Here is a 24619-nt window from a genome sequence, read left to right on the forward strand (position 1 = left end):
CGTAGACGCGAAGCGGCGCGCCGAAGGCAGACTTGAATGTGGAGGGGTTGGTCTGTGATCGGCATCTGGCCAAGTCAGTAGTGAAGCGGGTTTGTATCCTGCGCCTTGGACTAACTACCGTGGGGCACACGGGAAGTTATACGCTTGGGGAGATTGGGCCTCTGGCTGGGTTGGAGCAATCCTGCTCAGTTAAGTCCGGTTGATGAACCAAGAATCCCCGTCGCTTTAGCGCGGGGAGTGTCAATTTGGTACAGGGATCCCCCCTGCCCCCTTAAAAAGGGGGGTTTTGGAATTTAACCCCCTTAAAAAGGGGGGTTTTGGAATAAAATTTAACCCCCTTATCAAGGGGGTCGGCGTAGCCGGGGGGATCGTGAGCCTCAATAATGTTTCGCCCCTAGAGTTGGAAGCCTTGGCGATCATGGAAATCCGCCACTGGCCCCGGATGGTGCAATGCCCAATAGCTCAATTCCCCCGCTGCGGTGGCGATTACCGCTGTGATCCCTAGTTCTAAGAGTTGATCTGCTAAACCGAGGGCGTTTAAATCCAGTTCAACGCTGAGGTTGAAGTGGGTCGGGTTGTGATCGATTTGGAGGGTGAGATCGCTGATTCCGGTTTCCACGGCCATACCGCTGCGATAACTTTCAAACCGATAGAGTTGCCAGGCTCCGCTGGGGCTGAGGTTGAGTTCCCAATAAGCATCACTCCCTGGTATGGCGATAAATGCCTCTAAACAGGTGGTTTCCCAGAGGCGATCCGCCCGTCGGGGCGTTTCCGGAGGGGGAAAATAGAGGTGCGTGAGATCCCCTGCAATGTCGTATGTAATGGCCAAATTTGCAGCCCGCTCTACCGTTCCCGTCATCCTGAGGGGAAAGGGAACTGATTCAAAGGGGTGAAGGGTAAAATTGGCCATCTAAGGGTTTAACAAACTCTCAATCAAGGACTCTAACTGGGTAGCTTGGGCTTCAATGCTGGCACAGAGTTGAAATTGTACCAACGCTCGCCGCAGATTATGTTCTGGATCCTGGACATGGAAATAAACATTCCCCGCTAAATAATCGGTAAAAAACCGCAACCCCAGTTCAAAGGTAATCAGGCGGATGCCGGTGTAAAGATAGGCCCCATCTTGGGGGGTGAGGAAGGGGCGGGCGAGATCAAGATAGGCTTTGAGGATGATTTGGGCGCGATCGCAATCAAACATCACCTTTTCCCAGTCCGCCGTTTCCTCCCCCAAGGGATTACAACCGGAGCGCAAACAATCCCCTACGTCGTAATGAATTAAACCCGGCTTGACGGTATCTAAATCGACCATTGTCACCGCCTGGCCCGTATGGGGATCGAGCAAAAGGTTATTCACTTTGGGATCGCCGTGGATGGGGCGTAGGGTTAAGTCTCCCTTAGCTTTAGCGGTTTCCAGAATGCCCACGGTGGAGGCGCGATCGCCAATAAAAGCCTGGCAATGGCGCACCTCTGGGGAAGGCGGACTTTGCACCGTTGCCACCACCTGTTGATATTGCGCCAAATAGCGGGGGGTGATGTGGAAACCGGGGAGAGTATCAGCGAGATCCTCAGGGGGGATGATTTGGATCAGGCTTTGGAATTGCCCTAGGCCGTAGCCGAGTTCTTGGGCCTGTTGGGGGGTGCTGATCTGGTCAATACTGGTTCCGGCAATGAAGGCGATCGCCCGCCACACCTGCCCCCGTTCATCGGTGTAGAAATCTGCGCCACTCTCATGGGGGAGAATGTGGGGAATTTCCCAACGGCGCTCCATGGGGTTTTGCTGTAATGCGATCGCCATCGCCTCCGTACAGCGGCGCATATTCCCCATCACCGCCACCGGATCGGGGAATACCTGGGTATTAAGCCGTTGGAGGATGAAATGATTCCCGTCACTCGCTGGAATGTCGAGGCGAACGAGAAAAGTATCGTTAACATTGCCACTGCCGAAGGGTTCAACGGTGAGGATCTGGCCTTGGGGTTTAAATTGGGGGGCGATAAGTGCGCTAACGCGGATCGCCGTCGGCAACATCCTACACCGCCCCCAAGAGGCAAGCCATCAGGGCCTTTTGGGCGTGCATCCGGTTTTCTGCCTGATCCCAGATCCGCGATTGTGGCCCCTCCATCACCCCCTCGGAAATTTCTTCCCCTCGGTGGGCAGGGAGACAATGAAGGGCGATCGCCCCCGGATCCGCCTGAGCCATCAACGCCTCATTAATTTGATAAGGCGCAAAAATCGGAATCCTTGCCGCCGCCAAATCCTCCTGACCCATACTCGCCCACACATCGGTATAAAGCACATGGGCCCCGGCTACCGCCGCCTCAGCATCGGTGAGAATCTGAATTTTGGTTCCCGGTAGGGCCAAACTTTGAGCCTGTTGCACCACCGCCGGATCCGGGGCATAGTCCGCCGGAGTCGCCACATTGATATGCATCCCCGCCATAGCACAGCCCAACAGCAACGAATGGGCCACATTATTACCATCCCCCAAATAGGTCAGCGTTAACCCCTGAAGGGTGTCGAACTCTTCCTGAATCGTGAGCAAGTCCGCTAGAATTTGGCAAGGGTGCTCCAAATCAGTGAGGGCATTAATCACGGGGATTTCTGCATAATTGGCAAAGGTTTCCAAATCCGCTTGGGCAAAGGTACGAATCGCCAAAATATCCAAATATCGATCCAACACCCGTGCCGTGTCGATAATCGGCTCACCCCGGCCCACTTGCGTCACCTTCGGGTTGAGGTCAATCACCTGGCCCCCCAGTTGATACATAGCCACGGAAAAACTGACACGGGTGCGGGTGGACGCTTTGTAAAAGAGTAAACCCAAAACAGAGGCACAGGTGGGACGCAATTCACCCTGTTTTAAGGCCTGAGCCACGGTGAGCAAATCCGTCATTTCGGTAGGGGTGAGGTCAGCAAGGCTGAGTAAATCGCGTCCTTTCAGGTTGGGGATACCCATAAATCAAATAGCTGCACTGGCGAACATTTTAGAAGTTCCCATTATATCCAGATTAGCAAGGGCGGAAAAGGCAAATGAAACATCTGTGGCAGGGGTTGATTGGAGGGGTGTTGCTGCCCTTGGGGGTGTGGTGGCCGGGGGCGGCTCAGGCGGCCCAAACCATTTTGTTTAATTTTGGCCCTTTAGAATTTACGATCGCCGTTGCCTCCTTAGAAGCCTACGCCGCCACCGGCCGCATTGCCCCAGATTTTCGCGATGTGGCCAGCCGCCTCAATGCTGAACAGTTGGCGGATCTGCGCTTCCTCCTCACCCAACGGGCGGATCTCGATCCGGTCACAGTCTCCCAATTCCTCTACAGTCCCCAGGGGGAGGTGATGCTGCGACAATTGGGGGAGTTAATTCAAACGCGGCAACGGGTTTCGGGGTTTTATGCCCTGCGTTCGGCGTTGATTTTGGCCGCAGCGGATCAGCAAACGGGTTTAACGGCTTTAAATGTCTTAGATAAATTCCCCGTGGATGGGTTGCGGATTAATTCGGCTCTGGCTTTTGAGATGGTGAATTTGGTGAGTCGGCAAATTGAGGCTACGGAGCGGGCGATCGCCATCGTTGAAGCAGCCGCCAATGGCATCAATGAGGAGGAGATAGATCTACCCTACGATCTCCGCATTCCCGGCCCCCTCACCCACCAAAAACGCACAATACGGTGGCGAGATGAGGCCCGTCAGCGCAATTTAGTGGTGGATCTTTACCTACCGGAGGAAAATTTGCGAGGCGATGCCCCTGTATTGGTAATTTCCCATGGTTTGGGGTCTAATCGCCAAACCTTTGCCTATCTAGCGGAACATTTGGTGTCCTATGGGTTTGCGGTAGTGGTGCCGGAGCATCCCGGCAGTAATGCGGCTCAGTTGATGGCCTTGGCAACAGGTTTGGCGCGGGAAATTACACCCCCTCAGGAATTGGTGGATCGCCCCCTAGATATTCAATTTATTTTGGATCAATTGGAGGGGGAATATGGCGATCGCCTCAATCTCCAACGGGTGGGCATCGTGGGGCAATCCTTTGGGGCCTATACGGCCTTGGCCTTAGCAGGGGCAGAAATTAATGGCAGTGGTTTGGATCAGGTTTGTCCTAATGCTTTATTTGCCCTGAATCTTTCCCTCGTTTTGCAATGTGGGGCCTTAAGAATCTCGGCAGTTCCGCCTTTACGGGATGAACGCATCCAAGCAGTGATCGCGATTAACCCGTTAATGAGTCAAATTTTTGCCCCGGCCCAGTTGGGGGAGCTTGAGATCCCGGTGATGATTGTCACCGCCAGTGCCGATACGGTGACACCGGCTTTGGAGGAGCAAATTATTCCCTTTACAACATTGAAGATGAGCGATCGCTACCTGGTTCTCCTCCAACGGGGAACCCATTTTTCAACTCTAGGGGCCACTGATGATGATGCGGATTTACCGCCAGCGGTGTTAGGGCCGGATCCGCAAATTGCCCAAGCCTATACCCGTAGTCTCAGCCTCGCTTTTTTTGGAGCCTACATTGCCAACCAACCTGATTACCAAAACTATCTCGGCCCCCGCTATTTAAACCAAATTTCCCAAACGGCAATGCCCATCACCGTTGTTCGCCAACTGGATGCCTCCCAACTGCGGCGGCGTTAGGATCCCAGAATCGCTAAACCAGTCTTGCTACATCCTCCACGGACAAGGATAAAGCCTGAGCCACTTGCTCCACCGTTAAACCCATGGCCAGCAGTTGCGGAATGGCTTCCTGTTGGGTTTGTTCGGCGCGATCGGCCCGTTGGCGTTCCGTTTCCGCCCGTTGGCGTTCCGCTTCGGCCCGTTGGCGTTCCAGTTTAGCGAGTTCGCTCCCCGTGAGTAATAAATTCCCCCCGTTATCCCACCACCGTAACCATTGCTGGGCCTGATTTTGATAGCTCCCTTCCCATAGGCCGAGTTCGATGCTCAGGGGGGCGATCGCATAATGGCCTCGCTCATTGGGTTCTAACCGATAATAGCGACCATCTAGCCAGTGATAAACCTCTAATTCATGGGTTTGAATCAGATAAATTGCATAATAAGAAATGCGAATAATCTGCTCATACACCCAAAATTTCCCCGGCTTTTGGTTAACACCCCCCGGCAACCGGGAAAGGGGGGTATTGTCTCGTTCTTCTGTCCCATCCCCGCTCGCCAATTCAATGGCAATCAAGGGAGCCGTATATTCCCGCCAGAGCACATAGGAACGGCGATATTGGCCGTCTAATTGCGGGGGGACATTGGGAACGTAGAACCAATCCGGGGCTTCTGCTCCTCGTTCTGGTGGGTCAGTTTCCCGCCAATAAATGCCGCAATCCTGCCCAATGGCATATTGGCCATCAGGGTGAAGGGTTTGCAATGTGCTTTCTAGGGAATCAGTGAGCAGGATACTCTGGGGATGTTCTTGAAAGTTTTTCACAAACGTGCCGTCGGATTCAGGTAATTGCGTATGATCAGGAAAAGCAGGCGGGATGATCCGGTCTAAGCTTTGGGTCATGTCGATCCCCTTATGAAAGGACAGATATAGCAGTTTCTAGATCGATGAGGAATATCCTGAAGCCCCTCTCCCGCTGGGGTTTGGGGCAACCGTTCTCATAAGATAGGTTAAATCGGACAGGTCATATCCCCTGCTTTTTGCGAGAAGCGGAGATTTTCTCGATAATCCACCGGGCAATCAATCACCGCTGGCACATCATCGGCCAACGCCTTTTGGAGCGTCGGAACGAGATCCGCCGCCGACTCGACGCGATAACCCTTTAATCCCATGCTTTCCGCAAACTTGACAAAATCCGGATTTGTAAAGTGAATAAATGCCGATTCACCAAACTGATTCATCTGCTTCCATTCAATTAAGCCATAGCCCTGATCATTAAAGACCAACACCACAAAAGGTGTACCCACTCGCAACGCCGTTTCTAACTCTTGGCAGTTCATCATAAAGCCGCCATCCCCTGTTACTGCCACCACCTTGCGATCGGGATGCACCAACTTCGCAGCCAATGCCCCCGGAATCGCAATGCCCATGGCCGCAAACCCGTTGGAAATAAGGCAAGTATTGGGGCGATCGCAATGATAATGGCGAGCCATCCACATCTTATGCGCCCCCACATCAGAGATGACAATATCCTCCGGCCCCATCACCTGACGCAAATCATAAATAATCTTTTGGGGCTTCACCGGGAACCCCGTATCCTGAGCATATTCCTCGTAATCGGCAATTAAATCCGCCCGGACTTTCGCCGCTAAAGTTTGCGGTTTGCCGGTGCGATCAGCCCGCTTCGTAATTTCATAAAGAGAGTCCGTTAAATCCCCAATCACCTCCACCGTCGGGATATAACTACTATCCACTTCCGCAGGTGTAGCCCCAATATGAATAATCGGAATCTTGCTGTCAGGATTCCATTTTTTCGGGGAATATTCAATTAAGTCATAACCCACCGCAATCACCAAATCCGTTTGATCAAAGGCACAACTCACATGATCTCGCTGTTGTAATCCAATCGTCCAGAGAGAAAGGGGATGGGTATAGGGAATCACACCCTTACCCATAAACGTATTGACCACGGGAATATTTAATTGAGTCGCAAATTCCGTTAAAGCTTCGCTGGCATTGGCCCGAATTGCACCATTGCCCACCAAAATTAACGGATGTTTTGCCTTACAAATAGCCTCAGCGGCTCGGTTAAAACTGCGGAAAGAAGCATAGATCGCTTCTTGGCTATCCCGTTGGAGTGTAAAGGCTGCCCCCACCGGCATGGCAGCAATGTTTTCCGGCAAATCAATATGCACTGCACCGGGTTTTTCCCGCTGGGCCACTTTAAAGGCTTTGCGGATAATTTCAGCGGTATTGCTAGGGCGCACAATTTGGGTATTCCATTTGGTGACGGGGCTAAACATCGCCACTAAATCTAAGTATTGATGGGATTCAATGTGCATCCGGTCGGTTCCCACCTGGCCAGTAATCGCCACTAAGGGCGCTCCATCGAGGTTGGCATCAGCAACGCCGGTCATCAGGTTGGTTGCTCCGGGGCCGAGGGTAGAAAGGCAGACTCCCGCTTTCCCCGTTAGCCGCCCGTACACATCCGCCATAAAGGCCGCCCCCTGTTCGTGGCGGGTGGTGATGAATTGAATCGAAGAGGTGCGTAAGGCTTGGAGGACATGGAGATTTTCTTCTCCTGGCAAGCCAAAAACATATTCCACACCTTCATTTTCCAAACATTGCACCAGCAGTTCCGCTGTATTTAGCTCGCCTGTGATTTTTTGATGCCCGGAATTGGTTTTTGATGTGGTTTTTTCAGGGTTTTGCAAGGGTTTGTTGATCATAGTTTGTGGGTATTGTGATGATAATTTGTGAAATAATGGGAGTAGAAAGCTTGAGAGAGCAGTGATTAATAGGGAAGAGAGCGGGATTGAGTAAGTTAGATTTACGCAGGCAATGATGGGCAGTTTATTTACCTATTGCAGGGCAAATTGAGCCACTTCCTGGGGTGAATATTAAGATTTTCATACCCTAGGGTTTTTAGCGAATCCAAACTGTCTTAAGATTGACAAATTCATGAATTCCCTCTTTACCCAATTCTCGCCCATAGCCAGATCGTTTAATTCCTCCAAAAGGTAAGCGCGGATCAGATTTCACCATGCCATTAATAAAGACGGCTCCCGCTTCTAGATCGTTAATGAAGCGATCTTGTTCCGTGGGGTTATTCGTCCAGGCGCTGGCTCCTAACCCTAGGGGGGTGGCATTGGCAAGGGCGATCGCCTCCTCCAAATTTTTCACCCGAAACACCAAGGCCACAGGGCCAAAAAATTCCTCTGTTGCGCCGGGACTCCCGGGGGGAATATTGCTCAAAATCGTTGGGGGGTAGAAGTTCCCGACACCGGGCAGGAGTTCACCGCCGGTTAACACTTTGCCCCCTAGGGCGACGGTTTTTTGTACCTGTTCATGGAGTTCTTCCCGAATGGCTGCGGTTGCCAAGGGGCCCATATCGGTTTGATCATCGAAGGGATCGCCAATTTTGAGATTGCGGAAAATTTCCACCATTTGGGCTTCAAAGGTGGGGGCGATCGCCTCATGCAAAATAAACCGTTTGGCCGCAATGCAAGATTGCCCATTATTAATCAGCCGAGCCGAGGCAGCGGTGGTGACAGCCCGATCCACATCGGCGCTATCCATAACGATAAAGGGGTCGCTCCCTCCCAATTCCAACAGCGTTTTCTTAATTTCCCGACCCGCAGCGGCCGCCACGCGACTCCCCGCCAATTCGCTCCCCGTCAGCGTCACCGCTTGAATCCGTTCATCAGCGATGAGGGCTTCCGCTTGGGAGGCGGTGATCAGGAGGGTTTGGAACGCACCCGGGGGAAAACCAGCGGTGGTGAGGATTTCGGCAATGGCTAGGGCGGATTGTGGCACATTGGAAGCGTGTTTGAGCACCCCCACATTCCCCGCCATCAACGCCGGAGCGGCAAAGCGAAACACCTGCCAAAAGGGGAAATTCCAAGGCATCACCGCTAACACCACCCCCAAGGGCTGATAGCGCACATAGGCCGCCCTGCCATCACTTTCCCCTGGTTGGTCTTGGAGAAAAGCGGGGCCATGGTCGGCATAGTAACGACAAACTAAGGCGCATTTTTGCACCTCGGCGATCGCACTTTTATAGGTTTTGCCCATTTCGAGGGTCATCAGTTGGGCATAATCGCCACATTGTTGATCCAATAAATCGGCGGCCCGGTGGAGCCATTGGCTCCGTTGGGTGAATGTCGTCCGGCGATAGTCGAGAAATGTCGCCTGAGCAGTGGCTAAAGCCTGCTCAATTTCAGCATCAGTCAAAGCGGAAAAGGTTTTGAGAGTTTCCCCGGTTGCGGGGTTAATGGTCGCGATCGCCATTGCCTCTCCTCCTGTTAGGTTGGATACCTTTTAGTCTAAGGCCCCAGCGGATTAATTTTTTACGGAATGTATCTTTTTTTACATTTTTAAAATATCTTTAGATTTATTTGACCCCTCACCCTAAATCCCTCTCCCAGGTAGGGAGAGGGACTTTGCAGTTTAGCTGCCCTTTGGGAGAAAAGAGGATAGAGAAGAGAGGATAGAGGGCAATTGAGATTTCCTCCTCACTTCTCATTCCTCACTACTCACTTCTTCCATCGGAGAAGGGGCTGGGGGATGAGGGCGGATCAACGCTGGCCACAAATCAAACCAAAGCGAATTAACCCCTGATCATAACCCTGCACCATCAGCCGCAATCCGAGGGCCGCCGAAATCGCCTCCCCCCCCAACTGCATTAACCCCGTCACCGCCTGCCAAGCCAAGGCCGAATCAATCACCACATCCCAAAAGGGCGCAACCGCCGTAGACCAATCCTCACAGCGCAGATTTTTTAACCCCAAATCCTGAGCCATCTGCCAATAATCTGGCAAGGCCAGCACATAGGGCAGATGGTAAACCCGGTAAATTTCCGCCAAAAGGCCCCGCTCCTGGGCAGTAAGGGGGAAGCGATCGGTGGGGCGATGGCACCAGGTCGCCATTAGGAACTTACCGCCGGGCTTTAACACCCGGTAACATTCCCGCAAAAACTGCTCTTTATCGGGCATATGTTCGCCACTTTCCAGCGACCACACCAGATCAAAGCTCTGATCCGCAAAGGGCATCGCCAAGGCATCCGCCACTTGAAACTGCGCTTGGGGGGCTAATCCTGCTTCCCTCGCCCGCTCCTTGGCCCGGCCCGCTTGGATCGGACTCAGGGTGATGCCCGTGGCTTTGGCTTGGTATTTTTGGGCGAGATACAGCGTACTGCCGCCAATGCCACAGCCCACATCTAAGATATTTTGAGGGTTTTGGACATTACCCCAATAGAGTAATTCTTCAATTAAATCAATTTGGGCTTGACGGCGATCGCCCCGACACAGCCCCGACCGGCCATAGTAGCCATGGTGCATATGTTCACCCCAAACCGCTTCCCATAGGCCGCTGGTGGTGTCGTAAAAGCGGCGAATCTGTTCCGAGAGGGCTGTGGTCATTGTAGGCTTTGGATGGCAAGGGAGGGTGGTTAATAGTCTAGCCAGTTTCCGATTACAAAGTCTATGGCGTATGTTTTTGGCATTTCAATCCCCAGGGCCGATCATGTTGGAATTGGGCCCGATCGCAATTCGTTGGTATGGCTTTCTGATTGCCTGTGGTGTCGTTTTGGGTGTAACCCTCGCCCAATGGCTGGCCCAAAAGCGGGGCGTTGACCCCGATTTAGTGGGGGATTTGGTGATTTGGATCATCATTGGCGCAATTCCCGGAGCGCGAATCTACTATGTGGCCTTTGAGTGGGAGAACTACGCCCAACGGCCGGCGGAAATTTTGGCGATTTGGCATGGGGGGATCGCCATCCATGGCGCAATTTTAGGCGGATTAACAGCGGCCCTCCTGTTTACCACCTGGAAAAAAGTCTCGTTTTGGCCCCTCATTGACCTGATTGCACCGGGGCTAATTTTGGGCCAAGCCATTGGCCGCTGGGGCAATTTTTTCAACTCCGAGGCCTTTGGCCGCCCCACGGATCTGCCCTGGAAGCTGTTTATTCCCCGCCCTAGCCGGCCGCCGGAATGGGTCAATTTTGAATATTTCCATCCCACGTTCCTCTATGAATCCCTATGGAATTTGGGCGTGTTTGCCCTGCTGATCGGGTTATTTTTTTGGGGATTGCAACGGCCGGGACGGCTCAAAGTGGGAACGCTCATTTTTACCTATTTCATCGCCTACAGTCTGGGCCGGTTCTGGATTGAGGGGTTGAGAACCGATAGCCTCATGTTTGGGCCGCTGCGCATTGCCCAGATTATTAGCCTAGTGCAAATTGGTTTAGGGAGCTTGGGGCTATGGTGGCTCTACGTTTGGGGGCGCTCTCTCCCCGATGTTCCCTCTCAAGACCGGGGCTGAAACCCAAAATCTTTCTAAAGACGTTAAACTTATGTAACAAATACTGCTTTTTTCTTGACGAAAGCGTCCCAATATGGGTCAAACATTTTTACAGGTTGACACAATGCCAACAACACCTCAAACGTTTTTGCTCCCCGCCGTCCAACAGATCACCGCATTTTTTGAGGAAACCGCTGGCCATTGGCATTCCCAACGTCGCTACTACACGCTCGCCAGTGGCGAAACCCAAGAGGTGGAAAGTGAGATTGCGATCGCCTTTTTAGCCTCTGGCGCACCGGAGTTATTGCATTTAGCAGGTTTGCATCAGTTGGCGGATCCAGGGGCGATCGTCTGCGGGGCGCAAGTGTCCTGGGAGAGCACCTATCCTAACCAAAACCGCAAGCCGGTGAAGGGTTCGACGGTGTTCGGCGTTGCCGGTGAGCAGTTGTTGCGCGATCGCGGTTTTGCCACCTCCAAGCCGGTGACGGCGGCCTACCGTTTCCCTGAAGCGAAGACGCTCTGTTTACGCACATCCTATAACGGTTCGAGTTTTGAGGAGGAAATTAAGCTGATCGGCAGTCAGTACCGCACCCGGCAGACGATTATCGGTCGAGCGGGGGAAGAGGTGATGATTGGGCAGTATTTGGAGACGCGGTTGGTTTAGGGCATGGGCGGGATCCCCCCTGCCCCCCTTAAAAAGGGGGGTTCTGAATTTAACCCCCTTATGAAGGGGGTCGGCGTAGCCGGGGGGATCATGCAGCCTGAGGCGAAGTTTGATCCCCCCTGCCCCCCTTAAAAAGGGGGGTTCAAGAGTACACCCCCTTATTAAGGGGGTCGGCGTAGCCGGGGGGATCATGCAGCCTGAGGCGAAGTTTGATCCCCCCTGCCCCCCTTAAAAAGGGGGGTTCAAGAGTACACCCCCTTATTAAGGGGGTCGGCGCAGCCGGGGGGATCTCTAGCAGCATTGGGCGCAAAGATTATTACAAAAGATTACGAAAGTTGTTAAGCTCTTTTGCAACTTGGGAGCGATCGCCCCCCACCCATCCCCAGGCCGAAAAACTCCGTGATAGGATCCCCTCAACTAACCAGACTGTTATCACGCTAGAGGAGAAAGACCTTGGTACTTAGGGTTGCTGTTGTTGGATCGGGCCCGGCAGGATCTTCGGCCGCTGAGACATTAGCCAAAGCAGGCATTGAAACGTATTTATTCGAGCGGAAGCTAGACAACGCAAAGCCTTGTGGTGGGGCGATTCCGCTCTGTATGGTCAGCGAATTTGACCTTCCCCCGGAAATCATCGATCGCCGGGTGCGGAAAATGAAAATGATCTCTCCTTCTAACGTTGAGGTCAATATTGGCCACACGCTCAAGGATGATGAATATATCGGGATGTGCCGTCGGGAAGTCCTCGACGGCTTTTTGCGCGATCGCGCCGCCTCCTTAGGGGCTAACTTGATTAACGGCACCGTTTATCAGTTGGATATCCCCACGAGCGATCGCGATCCCTACACGCTCCATTACGCTGACCATTCCAGCGGCAGCGCCACCGGAGAAATGAAAACCCTCAAGGTGGATCTCGTCATTGGGGCGGATGGGGCCAACTCCCGCATCGCCAAAGCCATTGATGCTGGGGACTATAACTATGCGATCGCCTTCCAAGAGCGCATCCGTCTCCCGGAAGACAAAATGGCCTATTACAACGAACTGGCGGAAATGTACGTCGGTGACGATGTTTCCCCCGATTTCTACGCTTGGGTCTTCCCCAAATATGATCACGTCGCCGTCGGTACCGGCACGATGAAGATCAACAAAGCGAAGATCAAGCAACTCCAAGCGGGGATTCGCACCCGTGCTGCCAAACGGTTAGAAGGCGGCGAAATCATCAAAGTGGAAGCCCACCCCATCCCCGAACATCCCCGCCCCCGTCGCGTAGTCGGTCGCGTTGCCCTCGTTGGCGATGCCGCTGGGACGGTGACGAAATCCTCCGGAGAAGGGATTTATTTCGCGGCGAAATCCGCCCGGATGTGTGCAGAAACCATCGTCGCCACCAGCAACAATGGTCAACGCATCCCCACGGAAGCGGATTTGAAATCCTACATCAAACAATGGGATAAGCAGTACGGCATGACCTATTTGGTGTTGGATCTGCTCCAACGGGTGTTTTATCGCACCGATGCCACCCGCGAGGCCTTTGTGGAAATGTGCGCCGATGAGGATGTGCAACGGCTGACGTTTGACAGCTACCTCTATAAAACGGTGGTTCCGGCCAACCCCCTGATCCAAATGAAGATCACGGCAAAAACTATCGGCAGTTTACTGCGGGGTAATGCGTTAGCGCCTTAGGCGATCGCCCCTTCAGGCTCCATCCTATCAAACCGGCGGAAGGTTCACCTCCTGCCGGTTTTTGCCTGGGTGAGGGGGTTATTCCTGGCATAATTAAGGATCGCGGTCAGCTATAATTGATGATGTGTAATCACACATTCAGTCTTAAAAATTATGAGTTTAACGCCTGCGTTAATGAGCCGAATTACCCAAAATCCTGGTCAATGTGGGGGTCGTCCCTGTATTCGTGGGATGCGAATTCGAGTCACGGATATTTTAGAAATGTTGGCTGAAAATGTTGGCATTCCTGAAATTTTAGAAGATTTTCCAGATTTAGAAGTAGCAGATATTCAAGCTTGCTTAGTCTTTGCAGCAAGACGTACTGATTTTCCTAGACTAAGCGCGTGAAAATTTGGATCGATGCTCAACTTCCGCCGACATTGGCAAGTTGGCTGACAGAAACCTTTGATTTAGAAGCGAGTGCATTGCGAGATTTAGGCTTGCGCGATGCTCAAGATATTGAGATTTTTGGAGCGGCACGGGATGAAAATGTGGTGATTATCACGAAAGATAGTGATTTCATCGATTTGGTCTGTCGTTTAGGATCGCCTCCTCAAATTTTGTGGCTAACTTGTGGCAATGTCACTAACCGCAATTTGCGACAATTGTTAATGGCGACTTTACCGAATGCGTTAGAGCAATTGCAGCAGGGAGAAATGATTGTGGAAATTACAAATACGCCTTAATTTCCTCTAACCAGGTTTGGATGGTGGGGAAGGCTGATGTGGGGGTTGTCTTTGTCTGCGTGGGATGTGCATTTGAGTCACACCTATTATGGTGGATTCAGATTAGGGTCAAAGGGATTGCACAATGGTAATTCAGGCAATCGTTTGAAGTCATTTACATTTCTCGTCATCACATGGGCAGCGCAGTGTAATGCTGTTGCGGCAATGAGGGCATCGGGTAGCTTGAGGCGGTGTCGCCGTCGTAGTTGAATCGTCCGATCTTCAATTGGGGGTAATATTGGCACTTGTTCAAATTGGATTAACAAATCTGAAATGATGGATTCTTCTTCGCTGGATAGCTCTGGGAAACTGAGCAATTCAATACGCACAATGGAGGAAATGATCACCTCATTTTGACTCAGAAATGTTTCTGAGAAAATTGGCAATATTGCTGATTCTTCAGCTAAGTAGTCAATAAAGATGTTGGTGTCGTAGAGATATTTCATCGTTCCCACTCCTGACGGACTGTTTCGAGATGGGCAAGCATTTGATCGCGCTTATTTTTTAGCAATCCTTTTGCTCTGATGATTTTGCCATAGTCCCGCTGCCACAGTGATAGGACTGAAGGAGGGACATCCACAGTGATAAATTCTTCGTTTTGGTCGATTAAATACTGTTTGGGAATTTTAATGATAGGCATGGTTTTTATTGGGGATGTTTAAAGTTCTTCTAGCCAGGTTTCAATGGCGGATATCAGATTCGGCTGATTGGGGGGGAAGCCTTTGAGGGGGCTTCTAGGGGTTGGTCGGTGAGGAATGCTATGGCTATGGTGTCGGTGAGTTGTTGGCAAAGGGTGATGAGTTCTGGGGTGGGTTTTGTCGGGGTGGAAAATGTTTCGCCGCCGAAGAGGATGGCGCTGTGGGGGAGGAAGTGGGGCATGTTTTAGGGTTTTGATGTGGCGGCGCATTTCTGGCGGGGGTGGCGGATTCCGGGGGGGCTTCCTCTGCGAGAGAGGCTATGTTTCTGGTTTATCCGTGCTTTCTAAGCCTAACCATAAGCGTAAAACTTGTTCAAGTTGTGACAACTGCTCTGGATCTAATTCCCCTAATTTTTTCAGAAGTTTTGCATGAGGAATGGTAATCAGGTTTTGTGCGTCAAAAACTCCTGGTTTTAGAAACCGGGTTTTAATCTCTACTTCAAAACGTGAACCTCTAGGACTGGTGGTGTGTGGAATCAATGTTGTTAATGCTCTATCCTGCATGAGGGCAGGAATACTCACCACAAGACAGGGCCTAACTTTGGCGGTGTAACCTAAATCGACAAGCCAGACTTCTCCCCGGTTAGGACTACTCATGATCTGCCTCTTGCTCATCTAAGGCTAAAAATAGTTCTTCTGCATTGAGGACTAAATCTTCCTCTGTCAGGGGGGGAACGTCAAAATTGATAATGCGCTTGAGTATTTCTACTGCGATCGCCTGTTGTTCTGTAGTTGGCAAATCATCAAAGTTTTTGAGAATCTCTTGAGCTAGGGTATTCATTACCAAAAATTAGGTTTTAAGGTCAATTTTAATTTTATTCTAAGTTTGGAACTTGGCGTGGGGTTCAGAAACCGGGTTTTTAGCAAAATTTCTGATTTGTAGCAGAAACTGTCGCAGAAACCCGGTTTTTCAAATTTCCTCTAACCAGGTTTGGATGGCGGGGGTGAGGTTGGGTTGATGGGTGAGGGAGGGGTATTTTTTATCTTTCTAGGTTTTGTAGCCATTGGATGATGGTTGGGATCAGGTTGGGGTCGTTTTCGAGGAATTGGGGGAGTGGGCAATTGGGGAGGGGTTGGGGGAGGATGAGGGCGATGGGGGGATGGCTGAAGCGGGTGAGTTGGTTGAGTATGCCGAGATCGAGGTTTTGGGGGGGTGGGTTGGTGGGTTGTTGGTGGAGGATGAGGGCGATTTGATGGTTGCTGAGTTCGTCTTCGCAGTAGGCTTGGAGTTCGGGGATGGTGCGGGGTTTGTCGGGGATGGGGGGGCAGTCTGCTTTTTTGAGGGTGGTGTAGATTTGGAGGGCGGGGTTGGTGGGGTCGCTGAAGCGGTTGGTGTCGATGCAGATGATTTGGTGGTTGGTGGGGTTGGTTTGGTTGAGGATTTGGGGGAGGAGGGTGAGGTTCTGATGTTGGGTGAAGGGGGTGGGGCCTGTGGGGGTGTTGTTTTCGATTTCGGGGTGGGGGGTGGTGGGGGGATTGTGCCAGGCTTGATAAAAGTCGGGATAGGGGAGGTTTTCGGCACAGTTCCAGAGGACTTCGTAGGATGCTTCAAATCGCCTAAATTTGTTTTGGTAAACTTCATCGCTGAGGTTGTGCTTTAATGCGGTAACGACCCCTGCATACTGTTGGCGTGTGGTGAGAATTTCCTCTAACTTTCTTGTTGTATTGATCCAGGTATCTTCTTTCTCGGTAGTAGCGATGAGATTGAGCAAGACGGTGATCGCATCTAGATTTCCTGGATCGATTTTCCCTAAACTTTCGGCTACCCACCTACGGATGGATTCATCCTCAGTGGTTTGAATAATTTGGAGCAACCCAGCAATGGCATCGGGATTTCCTGGGTCGATTTTTCCTAAACTCTCTGCCGCCTGCCTACGGGTAGATTTATCCTCACTGGTGCGGATAACTTGAAGCAACTCAGCAATGGCATCGGGATTTCCTGGGTCGATTTCTCCTAAACTCTCTGCCGCCCACCTACGGGTAGATTTATCCTCACTGGTGCGGATAACTTGGAGCAACCCAGCGATCGCATCGGGATTGCCTTGTCCAATTTTCTCTAAACTATATGCCGACTGCCTACGGGTAGATTTATCCTCACTGGTGCGGATAATTTCGAGCAACCCAGCGATCGCATCGAGATTTCCTTGTCCGATTTTCCCTAAACTCTTTACCGCCTGCCCACGGATATATTTATACTCAGCGGTGCGGATAATTTCGAGCAAGCCAGCGATGGCATCGGGATTTCCTTGTCCAATTTTCTCTAAACTGTATGCCGCCTGCCAACGGGTAAGTTCATCCTCAGTGGTGGCGATGAGATTGAGCAAGGCGGTGATTGCATCAGGATTTCCTGGATCGATTTCCCCTAAACTCTCTGCTACCCATCTACGAGTAGATTCATCCTCAGTGGTGGCGATGAGATTGACCAAGGCTGCGATTACCTCTGGATTTCCTGGGTCAATTTCCAATAAAGCAATTGCTACCGACCTCCGAGTAGATTTATTCTCAGTAGTGGCAATAAGACTGATGAAAACTGCGATCGCCTCTACATTTCCTGGGTCAATTATTCCTAAACTATATGCTGCCCACCCCAGGGTATCTTTATTTTCAGTGGTGGCGATGAAATTGACCAAGACTGCTATGGCGTCTGGATTTCCTTGTCCGATTTCCTCTAAATCGCGGATCACCCGCCTCCTGGTATATTCATTCTTAGCAGTGCCGATGAAATTCGCTAAGGCTGCGATTGCTTCTGAATTGCCAGGATCGATTTTCTTTAAGCTTTCTGTTGCCTGAAACCGAGTAGATTCATCCTCAGTGGTGGTAATGAGATTAACTAAAGCTGTGATTGCCTCTGGATTTCCTTGTCCGATTTCTCCTAAATTGTGTATCACCCGCCTCCTGAAATATTTGTCTGGGCAATTCTGAAAAATTGCAATCAGTTCTATAATTACCAGTGGTCGAATGGTTTCATGTATTGCCTTTTTTGCCACTTCTTTGATTGGGTCTAAAAAGATTAGCCATTCTTGTTTTTCAGGATTGAAGTCACCAAAACTGCACTTCAGGATCTGCTGAACAATTTTGGACGCTAACGAACAAGCCTTAAACTGATTAATCCCAGCAGCGGCTAAAAAATAGGCTTGATATCCATAAAAATCTCTAACCCCATCCTTAAATTCAACCAACGCCCCAATAAACCCCTCCTTCTTCTCCTCCCCAATATCCCCACGCCCCAACCAAAACAAAATCACCTGCTTCCACTGCTTCTCAAAAATCCGATACGCCTTCCCCACCACCGGACGATCCACATGATCCTTCGGCAGAAAATAACCCCAATCCTCCACCGCCAACGCCGCAAAATACTCCTGAAACGTCCCATGGTAAAACGCAAAAATAAAATCCCCCCGCCCATCCCGACCCACCCGATTCAACCACCCCAACCGCAACGCCAAACAAGCCAACGAAGACTCATCCAACTCCTCCCCCAAATACTCCTCCACCAAAACCTGCGATAACCGAAACCGCTCCTGAGGCAAATTAAACGCCGCCTTCGCCAACTCCCCCAACTCCCGATTCAACTCCCGCTTTAACTGCGTGATCGTCATACCACAACACCGAGCATGATCCCGCAACACCTGCAAATTCCGATTCCACCCATACATCTTGCGCAGATAGCGATCATATAACTCCGCCTGAGTCTCCGGCAACGACAACCCATCCCAAGTCATACACAACAACGTCAAACGCAAAGGATTCCGCACCAAATCAACAAGATGCTCCCGCCCCGGTTCCCGGAGAGCCGCAATCAAAGCATCCGCAGTCGAACTTGAGTTTTTCATGGCATTCTTGTTTGAGACATTCAAAAATAGCAACTATGGCTCTGCATCAACAGGATTGATTAACGTTAGATTAGCAATCCAGCGAAAATCATCGATATTTCGGGTTACTAACGTTAGCTGATGTGTTAACGCCGTTCCAGCAATAATAGCATCGCCAAGCGTCATGCGTCGTTGTTGTCGTAAGCCAACAGCTTGGCTTAAAACCGCTTGGGAAATCGGTAAAACCTCAACCGCTTCAAAAAACGCCTCAAAATAATATCGTTGCGGTTCCGTGAGTTGGTGATATCCCAATACCTCTAAATAACTAAGGGCAGATACCACAGGCGATCGCACGGCAATCAACTCCCGCAATTGTGGGTATTGCGGCTGTGCAGCATAGATAATAATGTTGCTATCTAAAAGCATAGTTTATCGTCCAGGCAATGAGCGATCGCACCGCATTTCCTGTTGCCAACCTACAGGATCAATTCCCTCAAATGCGTTAGCAGTGGCAAGCTGTTCTAAAATCTCAGACATCCTCTGTCCCCGTGTTTTTAGGATTGGATCAACATCGTTTTCTAAAACCGTGACATACACCTGTAAACGTTCATTCTCAACGCTAGGGCGATCATCAATCCACTCCAAACGCCCATTTTGTAAAAAAGCCTTAAACGTCCTTAACATTGTAATTTGCTCCTGTTTATATCCTAAAAAGTTTGTTTTCTTGTTTCATTTTAATCAGTTTTGGCAAAGAACCGTCGGATAAAATCTTCCATCTGATCCACCTCAAAAGGTAAATTTCGATACACATCAAACCCCGAAAACGCATTTTGATCCGCCTCCCACACATTCACCCGACAAGTAATGATCACCCTTGCTGCCCCGATCCATCCGTCCAAAAGTTGGGACACATGGGGCCGTTCAATCCGGGCAACCATTTCATCCAAACCATCCATCAATAACCAGAGATGCTCCTTGTGATCCTGGAGAGAAGTCATTGCTCCATCAGCCCCCGCCACTTTCAGCCATTTTTCCAGATAATCAATCAAAGTCGGTTCCGTAAATCCAGCCAACTCAATCCAAATCGGAATCCCCAATTCTTCATCGATAATCCAATCAGCGATCGCCTGTAACCGCGTCGTTTTGCCTGACCCCGGTTCCCCAATCACCGCAATCCTGCGCCCCTGACTTTGGGGACTTTTCCCCTGCCGCAAAACCTGATTAAAAAACTCAGCCTCAGCGATCGGCGTAAGGGTCTCTACTTCCCTTTCTGACCCTGGCTCATCTCCCGCCTGACCCGGTTGCCGTTGCTGAGGTTGGCGACGCTCCACCAATGCCAACGGCACAGGCACATAAACATCTACCCGCTTAAATGCCGGATTAGCCGTTAATACCTTGCGGTTCGCCAACATTAACTGAGCAATGGCCCGCCAATCCGCCAGCGTCAAAGATTTAGGCTTGAGCAGATCAACCAACTTTTGCACATTTTCATCCGTCCGATTAATCACTCCAACCATATCATTCATCGTCAACGCCATCCCCGTCAAACCACTATTAATCATCGGCAAATACTCCAACTCAAAAGCCCGATAAGCCCGATCATTCCCCTTCATTTCCTCCACAAAATGAGCATAGATCCGCCCAAATAACTGCGTTTTGATTTGCGCTTGATAATCCGTCGGCACATCCGCAATCCCTCGGAAAGCCTCAGTAATTAATTTCGAGGCCAACGCCTCAACCCCCTCCGACTCCCCATGGGACAACAACAACGCCTCAATTTCCGCCGTCGTTCCCAACGGCGAAGCAATATCCGCCACATCCTTGGCCTTTTGTACCTGAGCAATCTCCCCTTGCCATTGCTCAATCTGTCGATCTATTTGAGTTTTCATATACAGCCGAAAAGACTGCATTTTTCCCTCCCGATACTCCATGGCAATTTCAATCAAAGCATTCAAGTAAGCAACCTTGATCGCCTTCTGGAGATCGTGATTCATCGGCCTTTGCTGCCTTTGAAACTTCCGCAATAACTGAGGGGCATCAATCGGCCCCGTCACAACATTGATCAACACCGGCAAAAGAATCATCGATACAGGCTCAATCATCGTCCTTCAAACTCCTTTACCCTAGTTTTGGCAGAGTATTCCCCTCAACCTCCCTCTAGAATAACCGATCATCACCATAGTATTCCCTCAAACCCAACCCAACCATGGCCTCCAGCGATGACAACACCCTCGAAACCGTCCAACCCCCATACCAAATCCAACAACATGAATTTCTTGTTAAGAAGAATACAGCAATGGGGAGGGCGATCGCAGGATTATCGGTTAAACTATAGCCTAATACTAGCTCATTTCCCGACTCAACTTAATAATTTCGATTGACCATCAACCAATCAAAGGGTAACAATATGCAAATAGCTCTTGAACAATTAGTCATTCCTCCCGGCCGGCAACTTTTAATCAAAGATATTAGTTGGCAGATGTACGAAGACTTACTAGCGGATTTGGGAGAAAAACGGGGTTCTCGCATTAATTACAGTCAAGGAATCTTGGAAATCATGACACCATTACCGGAACATGAAGACGATAAAGTGATTATTGGTAATCTAGTGGAGATTCTGCTAGAAGAACTTGATATTGAGTTCAGAAATTTGGCTTCGACGACCTTTAAAAGTCAAAGCATGAAACAAGGAATTGAAGCTGACCAATGTTTCTATATCGAAAATGAAGCAGCAGTTCGAGGTCAAAAGCGCATTGATTTAAGTACAGACCCGCCTCCAGATTTGGCGATTGAAATTGATATTACATCTCGGACTCGATTTGATAATTATGAAAGTCTGGGAGTCGGGGAACTTTGGCGTTTTAACGGTACAAGCTTGGAAATCAATGTACTGCAAGATGGTGTTTATTTTCAATCTGAGCAAAGTCCTCATTTTCCTGGACTTTTTTTAACACAAATCATTCCTGACTATCTAGAACGGAGTAAAGTCGAAGGCAGGAATAAAACCATGAAAGCGTTTCGAGCTTGGGTTAGGGATCAAATTTAGAGGAGCATGAATCCCGAAACGCCTCGTGTTCCGGTGAGGCTAACCCCGCCTGTAACGTCTGTAAAACCGCAGCGAGATTATTTGCCAACAATTGCGGCCGGTTTAGCCATAACCCTGGAAAGATACGACTGCGTAAAATGCCCTGCTCATCGGGGGTCAGTGGCTCATAAACCCCCTCCTCCCATACAAACCAAAGGAATTCCTGCTCAAAAATCTGCCAAACCAGATACTCCCGCACGCCATTGCGCTGATAAACCCGCTGCTTCGCGCCTAAATCTAGCGCCCCACTACTGGCGGCAATCTCCACCACCAACTCCGGCGCACCCTGAATATAGCCCTCTGGACTGATTTGGGAACCCCGCCCCGGAATCAATAACACGCCATCCGGCTGAAACTCATTCTCGCTATCTAATCGCACCGTCGGCTCGATGCCAATTTCTGTCGGTGGTGTAGCCACCTTATACGTCCAGAGCAAGCCCATTAAATCCGCATGGGGCTTGGCATGGGAGGTAAACCGGAGGGGTGAGGCCATATAAACAACTCCTTCAATGAGTTCAGCTTTTTGATGATTGGGCATGGCGGTATAACGGCGCTCAAACTCGCGGTAACTGAGGCGATCGCCATTTTCTAAAGGAGGATGGGCCTGCGGGTGAAGTTGCATAGGATCAACCGAAGAAGAGAGGAAAACACCTTTATTATAAAGAGCCATGGGGGAGGCGATCGCCCCCCAAAATCCCCCAAAATCCCAAGGAATCCCATCCATGGGGTAGGATCGCCAAGATACTCCTACTGTTGATTTTCCCGATGCCCGCCGATTCCGACGCTGAGTTGTCCCCTGCTCCTGCTCATCCTGCTCCTGAGGCTAAACCGTCGGTTTCAGAGCCGGAACCAGCCCCCGCTGACTCCCAACAGCAGACCAAAGCCATTGCCCTCAAAAACCCCCAAGCCCAAGTCCGCCTCAGCCGCAAAGATACCGTCGTGCAGGTGTGGCTCCCCGACCCCGATCAAACCCCCACCCATTGGCTGGAAATTTGGGATCGCCTCAAGCAGCGGCTTAGTACAGGGGAACGGTTTTGGCAGGCGGGGACGGTGGCCCATTTGTTGGCGGGGAAACATTTGCTTGATGGGCGACAGTTGCAGGCGATCGCCGAAGCCCTCGCCCAAGCTCAGTTAGATCTGCGCACCGTTGCCACCTGTCGCCGCCAAACCGCCGTGGTGGCAGCGGGGGCCGGCTATTCCGTCGAGCAAACCTTGCCCCAAACCACGGCGGCGGCTCCGGTGGAGGGATCGGCGGAAACCTGGGCCGAACCCCTTTATTTAAAATCGACAGTGCGATCGGGCATTGAGGTCAGCCATCCGGGGACGGTGGTGGTGTTTGGGGATACGAACCCCGGTAGTGAAATTATTGCGACGGGGGATATTTTGGTTGTGGGGCGGCTGCGGGGCATTGCCCATGCCGGAGCCGAGGGGAATCGCGCCTGTCAGATTTTTGCCCTCAAAATGGAGGCGGTACAGTTGCGGATTGCGGAGGCGATCGCCCGTCCCCCCGCCACCCCCATCGATCAGCTTTATCCCGAAATTGCCTATATCACTGCTAACGGTATTCGTTTAGCCCCCGCCCCCAACTTCTTTAAAACCCATTCTTTTTCTATGGCCACCGAAAGTTGGGTAGAATCTCCCTGAGGTCATCCGCAAGGATTCCAGCAATCGCCGTGGGTATTACCCCCCGTTATCGACTGAAACTTTAATGGCTGATGGGCTAATTTTGAAACTGTTATGACTCGAATTATCGTTGTCACCTCTGGGAAGGGGGGTGTGGGCAAAACCACCACAACCGCGAACCTCGGCACAGCCCTGGCAAAACGGGGCCACAAAGTCGCCCTCGTGGATGCGGATTTTGGCCTGCGCAATCTGGACTTATTGTTGGGTTTGGAAAATCGGGTGGTCTATACCGCTGTGGAGGCGATCGCCGGGGAATGTCGTTTAGAGCAGGCGTTGGTTAAAGATAAACGCCAGCCCACCCTTGCCCTCTTACCGGCGGCCCAAAACCGCAACAAAGAGGCCGTCACCCCAGAGCAGATGAAAAAGCTCGTCCTCGCCCTCCAAAAAGCCTTTGACTATATCATCGTCGATTGTCCGGCGGGGATTGAGTTGGGGTTCAGGAATGCGATCGCCGCCGCCAAGGAAGCGATTATCGTCACCACCCCCGAAGTCACCGCTGTCCGGGATGCGGATCGGGTGATTGGTTTACTCGAAGCCAACGATATTCGCAACATTCGCCTGATTGTCAATCGGATTCGCCCGGAAATGGTAGAAATGCAGGACATGATGAGCGTCGATGATGTCCTTGAAATCCTGGCCATTCCCCTGTTGGGGGTGATTCCCGATGATGAGCGGATCATCACCGCCAGTAATCGCGGTGAACCCATTGCCCTCAGCCAAGAGCGGGCTTTACCGGCGATCGCCTTCAGCAACATTGCCCGCCGCTTAGACGGGGAAGAGGTTCCCTTCTTGGATTTGATGGCGGCCCATAACACGCTCCTGAACCGGATTCGTCGCTTTTTCCGCAATTAATCAACGCACTGGTGAGAGTTCATGGTTAAACCCCTTTGGGATCAGCTTAATCGGCTTTTGGGGCAACTGTTTCACCGTCCCTCGGTGGATAGTCGCAGTGCCGCCAAGCAACGGTTAAAGCTCGTGATTGCCCACGATCGCGCCGGTCTCAGTCCGGAAATGCTCGAAGCCATGCGCGAGGAAATTCTCGCGGTGCTATCGCGCTATGTGGATATTGATTCTGCTGAATCGGAATTTGCCCTCACCAGCGATTCCCGCACCACCTCCCTTGTGGCCAATTTACCGATCCGCCGGGTGCGGCAAACAGCGGAGGAAGTCGCGATGAGAGCGGTAGAGGAAGAAAAGGGGGCCGTTGAAGATTTAAACCTGACCTTAACCCCCGAAACTCCCACCGCAGACTTAAGCGACGAACTCCCCCCAGAACCCACTCCAGAAGAACCCGCCATCACCCCTGAACCGGAAGGGGAAGAGGCATTAGCCACAGAAGCAGTCCCCCCCACCA

The 24619-nt window shown here is 51.2% G+C and carries 27 protein-coding genes and 1 pseudogene; 11 read left to right on the forward strand and 17 right to left on the reverse strand.

The features are described from left to right. Positions 1 to 394: 394 nt before the first annotated feature. Genes VB712_RS07165 through argF form a run of 3 tightly spaced genes read right to left on the reverse strand, consistent with a single transcriptional unit; the run spans position 395 to position 2954 of the window. Positions 395 to 910 (reverse strand): DOMON-like domain-containing protein, encoded by a 516-nt coding sequence (locus VB712_RS07165; protein ID WP_323253587.1) that lies wholly within the window; start codon positions 908 to 910, stop codon positions 395 to 397. Next, positions 911 to 2026 (reverse strand): aminoglycoside phosphotransferase family protein, encoded by a 1116-nt coding sequence (locus tag VB712_RS07170; RefSeq protein WP_323253589.1) that lies wholly within the window; start codon positions 2024 to 2026, stop codon positions 911 to 913. A 1-nt stretch (position 2027) separates the two neighbouring features. Continuing rightward, positions 2028 to 2954 (reverse strand): ornithine carbamoyltransferase, encoded by a 927-nt coding sequence (gene argF / locus VB712_RS07175; protein WP_323253591.1) that lies wholly within the window; start codon positions 2952 to 2954, stop codon positions 2028 to 2030. A gap of 74 nt (positions 2955 to 3028) precedes the next feature. On the opposite strand from argF, the gene VB712_RS07180 reads away from it, so the two are divergent. After that, positions 3029 to 4612 carry an alpha/beta hydrolase gene (locus tag VB712_RS07180; protein WP_323253593.1) on the forward strand — a complete coding sequence of 528 codons (1584 nt, stop codon included), beginning with the start codon at positions 3029 to 3031 and terminating at the stop codon, positions 4610 to 4612. A 13-nt stretch (positions 4613 to 4625) separates the two neighbouring features. On the opposite strand, the gene VB712_RS07185 is transcribed toward VB712_RS07180, so the two are convergent. The 4 genes from VB712_RS07185 to VB712_RS07200 all read right to left on the reverse strand — a co-directional run bounded on the left by VB712_RS07185 (position 4626) and on the right by VB712_RS07200 (position 10003). Then, positions 4626 to 5486, reverse strand: coding sequence for a Uma2 family endonuclease (locus VB712_RS07185; protein ID WP_323253595.1), 861 nt, complete (start codon positions 5484 to 5486; stop codon positions 4626 to 4628). A 107-nt stretch (positions 5487 to 5593) separates the two neighbouring features. Beyond that, a complete protein-coding gene (locus VB712_RS07190; RefSeq protein ID WP_323253597.1) occupies positions 5594 to 7312 on the reverse strand; it encodes an acetolactate synthase large subunit in 1719 nt (572 codons plus the stop codon). A gap of 196 nt (positions 7313 to 7508) precedes the next feature. Continuing rightward, entirely contained in the window at positions 7509 to 8873 is a 1365-nt protein-coding gene (locus VB712_RS07195) for an NAD-dependent succinate-semialdehyde dehydrogenase (RefSeq protein ID WP_323253599.1), read from the reverse strand. Positions 8874 to 9160: 287 nt separating this feature from the next. Next, positions 9161 to 10003, reverse strand: coding sequence for a methyltransferase domain-containing protein (locus VB712_RS07200; RefSeq protein WP_323253601.1), 843 nt, complete (start codon positions 10001 to 10003; stop codon positions 9161 to 9163). 70 nt (positions 10004 to 10073) lie between these two features. Between VB712_RS07200 and lgt the strand changes: the two genes are divergently transcribed. From lgt to VB712_RS07225, 5 genes are all read left to right on the forward strand, one after another. Then, positions 10074 to 10904, forward strand: a complete 831-nt coding sequence (gene lgt / locus VB712_RS07205) for a prolipoprotein diacylglyceryl transferase (RefSeq protein WP_323253637.1) — start codon at positions 10074 to 10076, stop codon at positions 10902 to 10904. Positions 10905 to 11007: 103 nt separating this feature from the next. Then, positions 11008 to 11547: a phycobiliprotein lyase gene (locus tag VB712_RS07210; protein ID WP_323253603.1), complete on the forward strand. Its 540-nt coding sequence runs from the start codon at positions 11008 to 11010 to the stop codon at positions 11545 to 11547. Positions 11548 to 12000: 453 nt separating this feature from the next. Continuing rightward, positions 12001 to 13224: a geranylgeranyl reductase gene (gene chlP / locus VB712_RS07215; RefSeq protein ID WP_323253605.1), complete on the forward strand. Its 1224-nt coding sequence runs from the start codon at positions 12001 to 12003 to the stop codon at positions 13222 to 13224. Between the two features lie 153 nt (positions 13225 to 13377). Continuing rightward, positions 13378 to 13611, forward strand: coding sequence for a DUF433 domain-containing protein (locus VB712_RS07220; protein ID WP_323253606.1), 234 nt, complete (start codon positions 13378 to 13380; stop codon positions 13609 to 13611). After that, on the forward strand, positions 13608 to 13949 hold the full coding sequence (locus tag VB712_RS07225; protein ID WP_323253608.1) for a DUF5615 family PIN-like protein: 342 nt from the start codon (positions 13608 to 13610) through the stop codon (positions 13947 to 13949). The genes VB712_RS07220 and VB712_RS07225 overlap by 4 nt, the downstream gene beginning before the upstream one ends. An 86-nt stretch (positions 13950 to 14035) precedes the next feature. Here VB712_RS07225 and VB712_RS07230 read toward each other — a convergent pair whose 3' ends face one another. From VB712_RS07230 to VB712_RS07270, 9 genes are all read right to left on the reverse strand, one after another. Then, positions 14036 to 14434 carry a type II toxin-antitoxin system VapC family toxin gene (locus VB712_RS07230; protein ID WP_323253609.1) on the reverse strand — a complete coding sequence of 133 codons (399 nt, stop codon included), beginning with the start codon at positions 14432 to 14434 and terminating at the stop codon, positions 14036 to 14038. Further along, on the reverse strand, positions 14431 to 14628 hold the full coding sequence (locus tag VB712_RS07235; RefSeq protein WP_323253611.1) for a hypothetical protein: 198 nt from the start codon (positions 14626 to 14628) through the stop codon (positions 14431 to 14433). The genes VB712_RS07230 and VB712_RS07235 overlap by 4 nt, the downstream gene beginning before the upstream one ends. Before the next feature lie 18 nt (positions 14629 to 14646). Beyond that, positions 14647 to 14895, reverse strand: coding sequence for a hypothetical protein (locus tag VB712_RS07240; RefSeq protein WP_416236281.1), 249 nt, complete (start codon positions 14893 to 14895; stop codon positions 14647 to 14649). 48 nt (positions 14896 to 14943) lie between these two features. Beyond that, the gene (locus tag VB712_RS07245) at positions 14944 to 15282 is read right to left on the reverse strand and encodes a type II toxin-antitoxin system PemK/MazF family toxin (RefSeq protein ID WP_323253614.1); all 339 of its coding nucleotides are present in this window, start codon (positions 15280 to 15282) and stop codon (positions 14944 to 14946) included. Beyond that, the gene (locus tag VB712_RS07250) at positions 15275 to 15466 is read right to left on the reverse strand and encodes a hypothetical protein (RefSeq protein WP_323253616.1); all 192 of its coding nucleotides are present in this window, start codon (positions 15464 to 15466) and stop codon (positions 15275 to 15277) included. Before VB712_RS07250 ends, VB712_RS07245 begins: the two co-directional genes overlap by 8 nt. Positions 15467 to 15665: 199 nt before the next feature. Beyond that, on the reverse strand, positions 15666 to 18518 hold the full coding sequence (locus tag VB712_RS07255; RefSeq protein ID WP_323253618.1) for a HEAT repeat domain-containing protein: 2853 nt from the start codon (positions 18516 to 18518) through the stop codon (positions 15666 to 15668). A 33-nt stretch (positions 18519 to 18551) separates the two neighbouring features. Further along, the gene (locus VB712_RS07260; protein WP_323253620.1) at positions 18552 to 18923 is read right to left on the reverse strand and encodes a type II toxin-antitoxin system VapC family toxin; all 372 of its coding nucleotides are present in this window, start codon (positions 18921 to 18923) and stop codon (positions 18552 to 18554) included. A 3-nt stretch (positions 18924 to 18926) separates the two neighbouring features. Beyond that, on the reverse strand, positions 18927 to 19181 hold the full coding sequence (locus tag VB712_RS07265) for a hypothetical protein (protein ID WP_323253621.1): 255 nt from the start codon (positions 19179 to 19181) through the stop codon (positions 18927 to 18929). Between the two features lie 50 nt (positions 19182 to 19231). Then, positions 19232 to 20599, reverse strand: coding sequence for an NACHT domain-containing protein (locus VB712_RS07270; protein WP_323253623.1), 1368 nt, complete (start codon positions 20597 to 20599; stop codon positions 19232 to 19234). A 104-nt stretch (positions 20600 to 20703) separates the two neighbouring features. On the opposite strand from VB712_RS07270, the gene VB712_RS07275 reads away from it, so the two are divergent. Together VB712_RS07275 and VB712_RS07280 are read left to right on the forward strand one after the other, a co-directional pair. Then, complete coding sequence (locus tag VB712_RS07275; RefSeq protein WP_323253625.1) at positions 20704 to 20832, forward strand: hypothetical protein; 129 nt, start codon at positions 20704 to 20706, stop codon at positions 20830 to 20832. A 72-nt stretch (positions 20833 to 20904) separates the two neighbouring features. Beyond that, on the forward strand, positions 20905 to 21543 hold the full coding sequence (locus VB712_RS07280) for a Uma2 family endonuclease (protein ID WP_416236282.1): 639 nt from the start codon (positions 20905 to 20907) through the stop codon (positions 21541 to 21543). On the opposite strand, the gene VB712_RS07285 is transcribed toward VB712_RS07280, so the two are convergent. Continuing rightward, complete coding sequence (locus VB712_RS07285; RefSeq protein WP_416236283.1) at positions 21527 to 22204, reverse strand: Uma2 family endonuclease; 678 nt, start codon at positions 22202 to 22204, stop codon at positions 21527 to 21529. The two genes, VB712_RS07280 and VB712_RS07285, sit on opposite strands and share 17 nt — an antisense overlap. A gap of 143 nt (positions 22205 to 22347) precedes the next feature. On the opposite strand from VB712_RS07285, the gene minC reads away from it, so the two are divergent. The 3 genes and pseudogenes from minC to minE all read left to right on the forward strand — a co-directional run. Continuing rightward, on the forward strand, positions 22348 to 23226 hold the full coding sequence (gene minC, locus VB712_RS07290) for a septum site-determining protein MinC (RefSeq protein ID WP_323253631.1): 879 nt from the start codon (positions 22348 to 22350) through the stop codon (positions 23224 to 23226). 93 nt (positions 23227 to 23319) lie between these two features. Then, the gene (gene minD, locus VB712_RS07295) at positions 23320 to 24117 is read left to right on the forward strand and encodes a septum site-determining protein MinD (protein ID WP_323253633.1); all 798 of its coding nucleotides are present in this window, start codon (positions 23320 to 23322) and stop codon (positions 24115 to 24117) included. Positions 24118 to 24138: 21 nt separating this feature from the next. Continuing rightward, positions 24139 to 24423 (forward strand): annotated as a pseudogene (gene minE, locus VB712_RS20420) (cell division topological specificity factor MinE); the annotation flags it as partial. Between the last annotated feature and the right edge of the window lie 196 nt (positions 24424 to 24619).

Source organism: Spirulina sp. CCNP1310 (assembly GCF_034932185.1).
Lineage (GTDB): Bacteria > Cyanobacteriota > Cyanobacteriia > Cyanobacteriales > Spirulinaceae > Spirulina.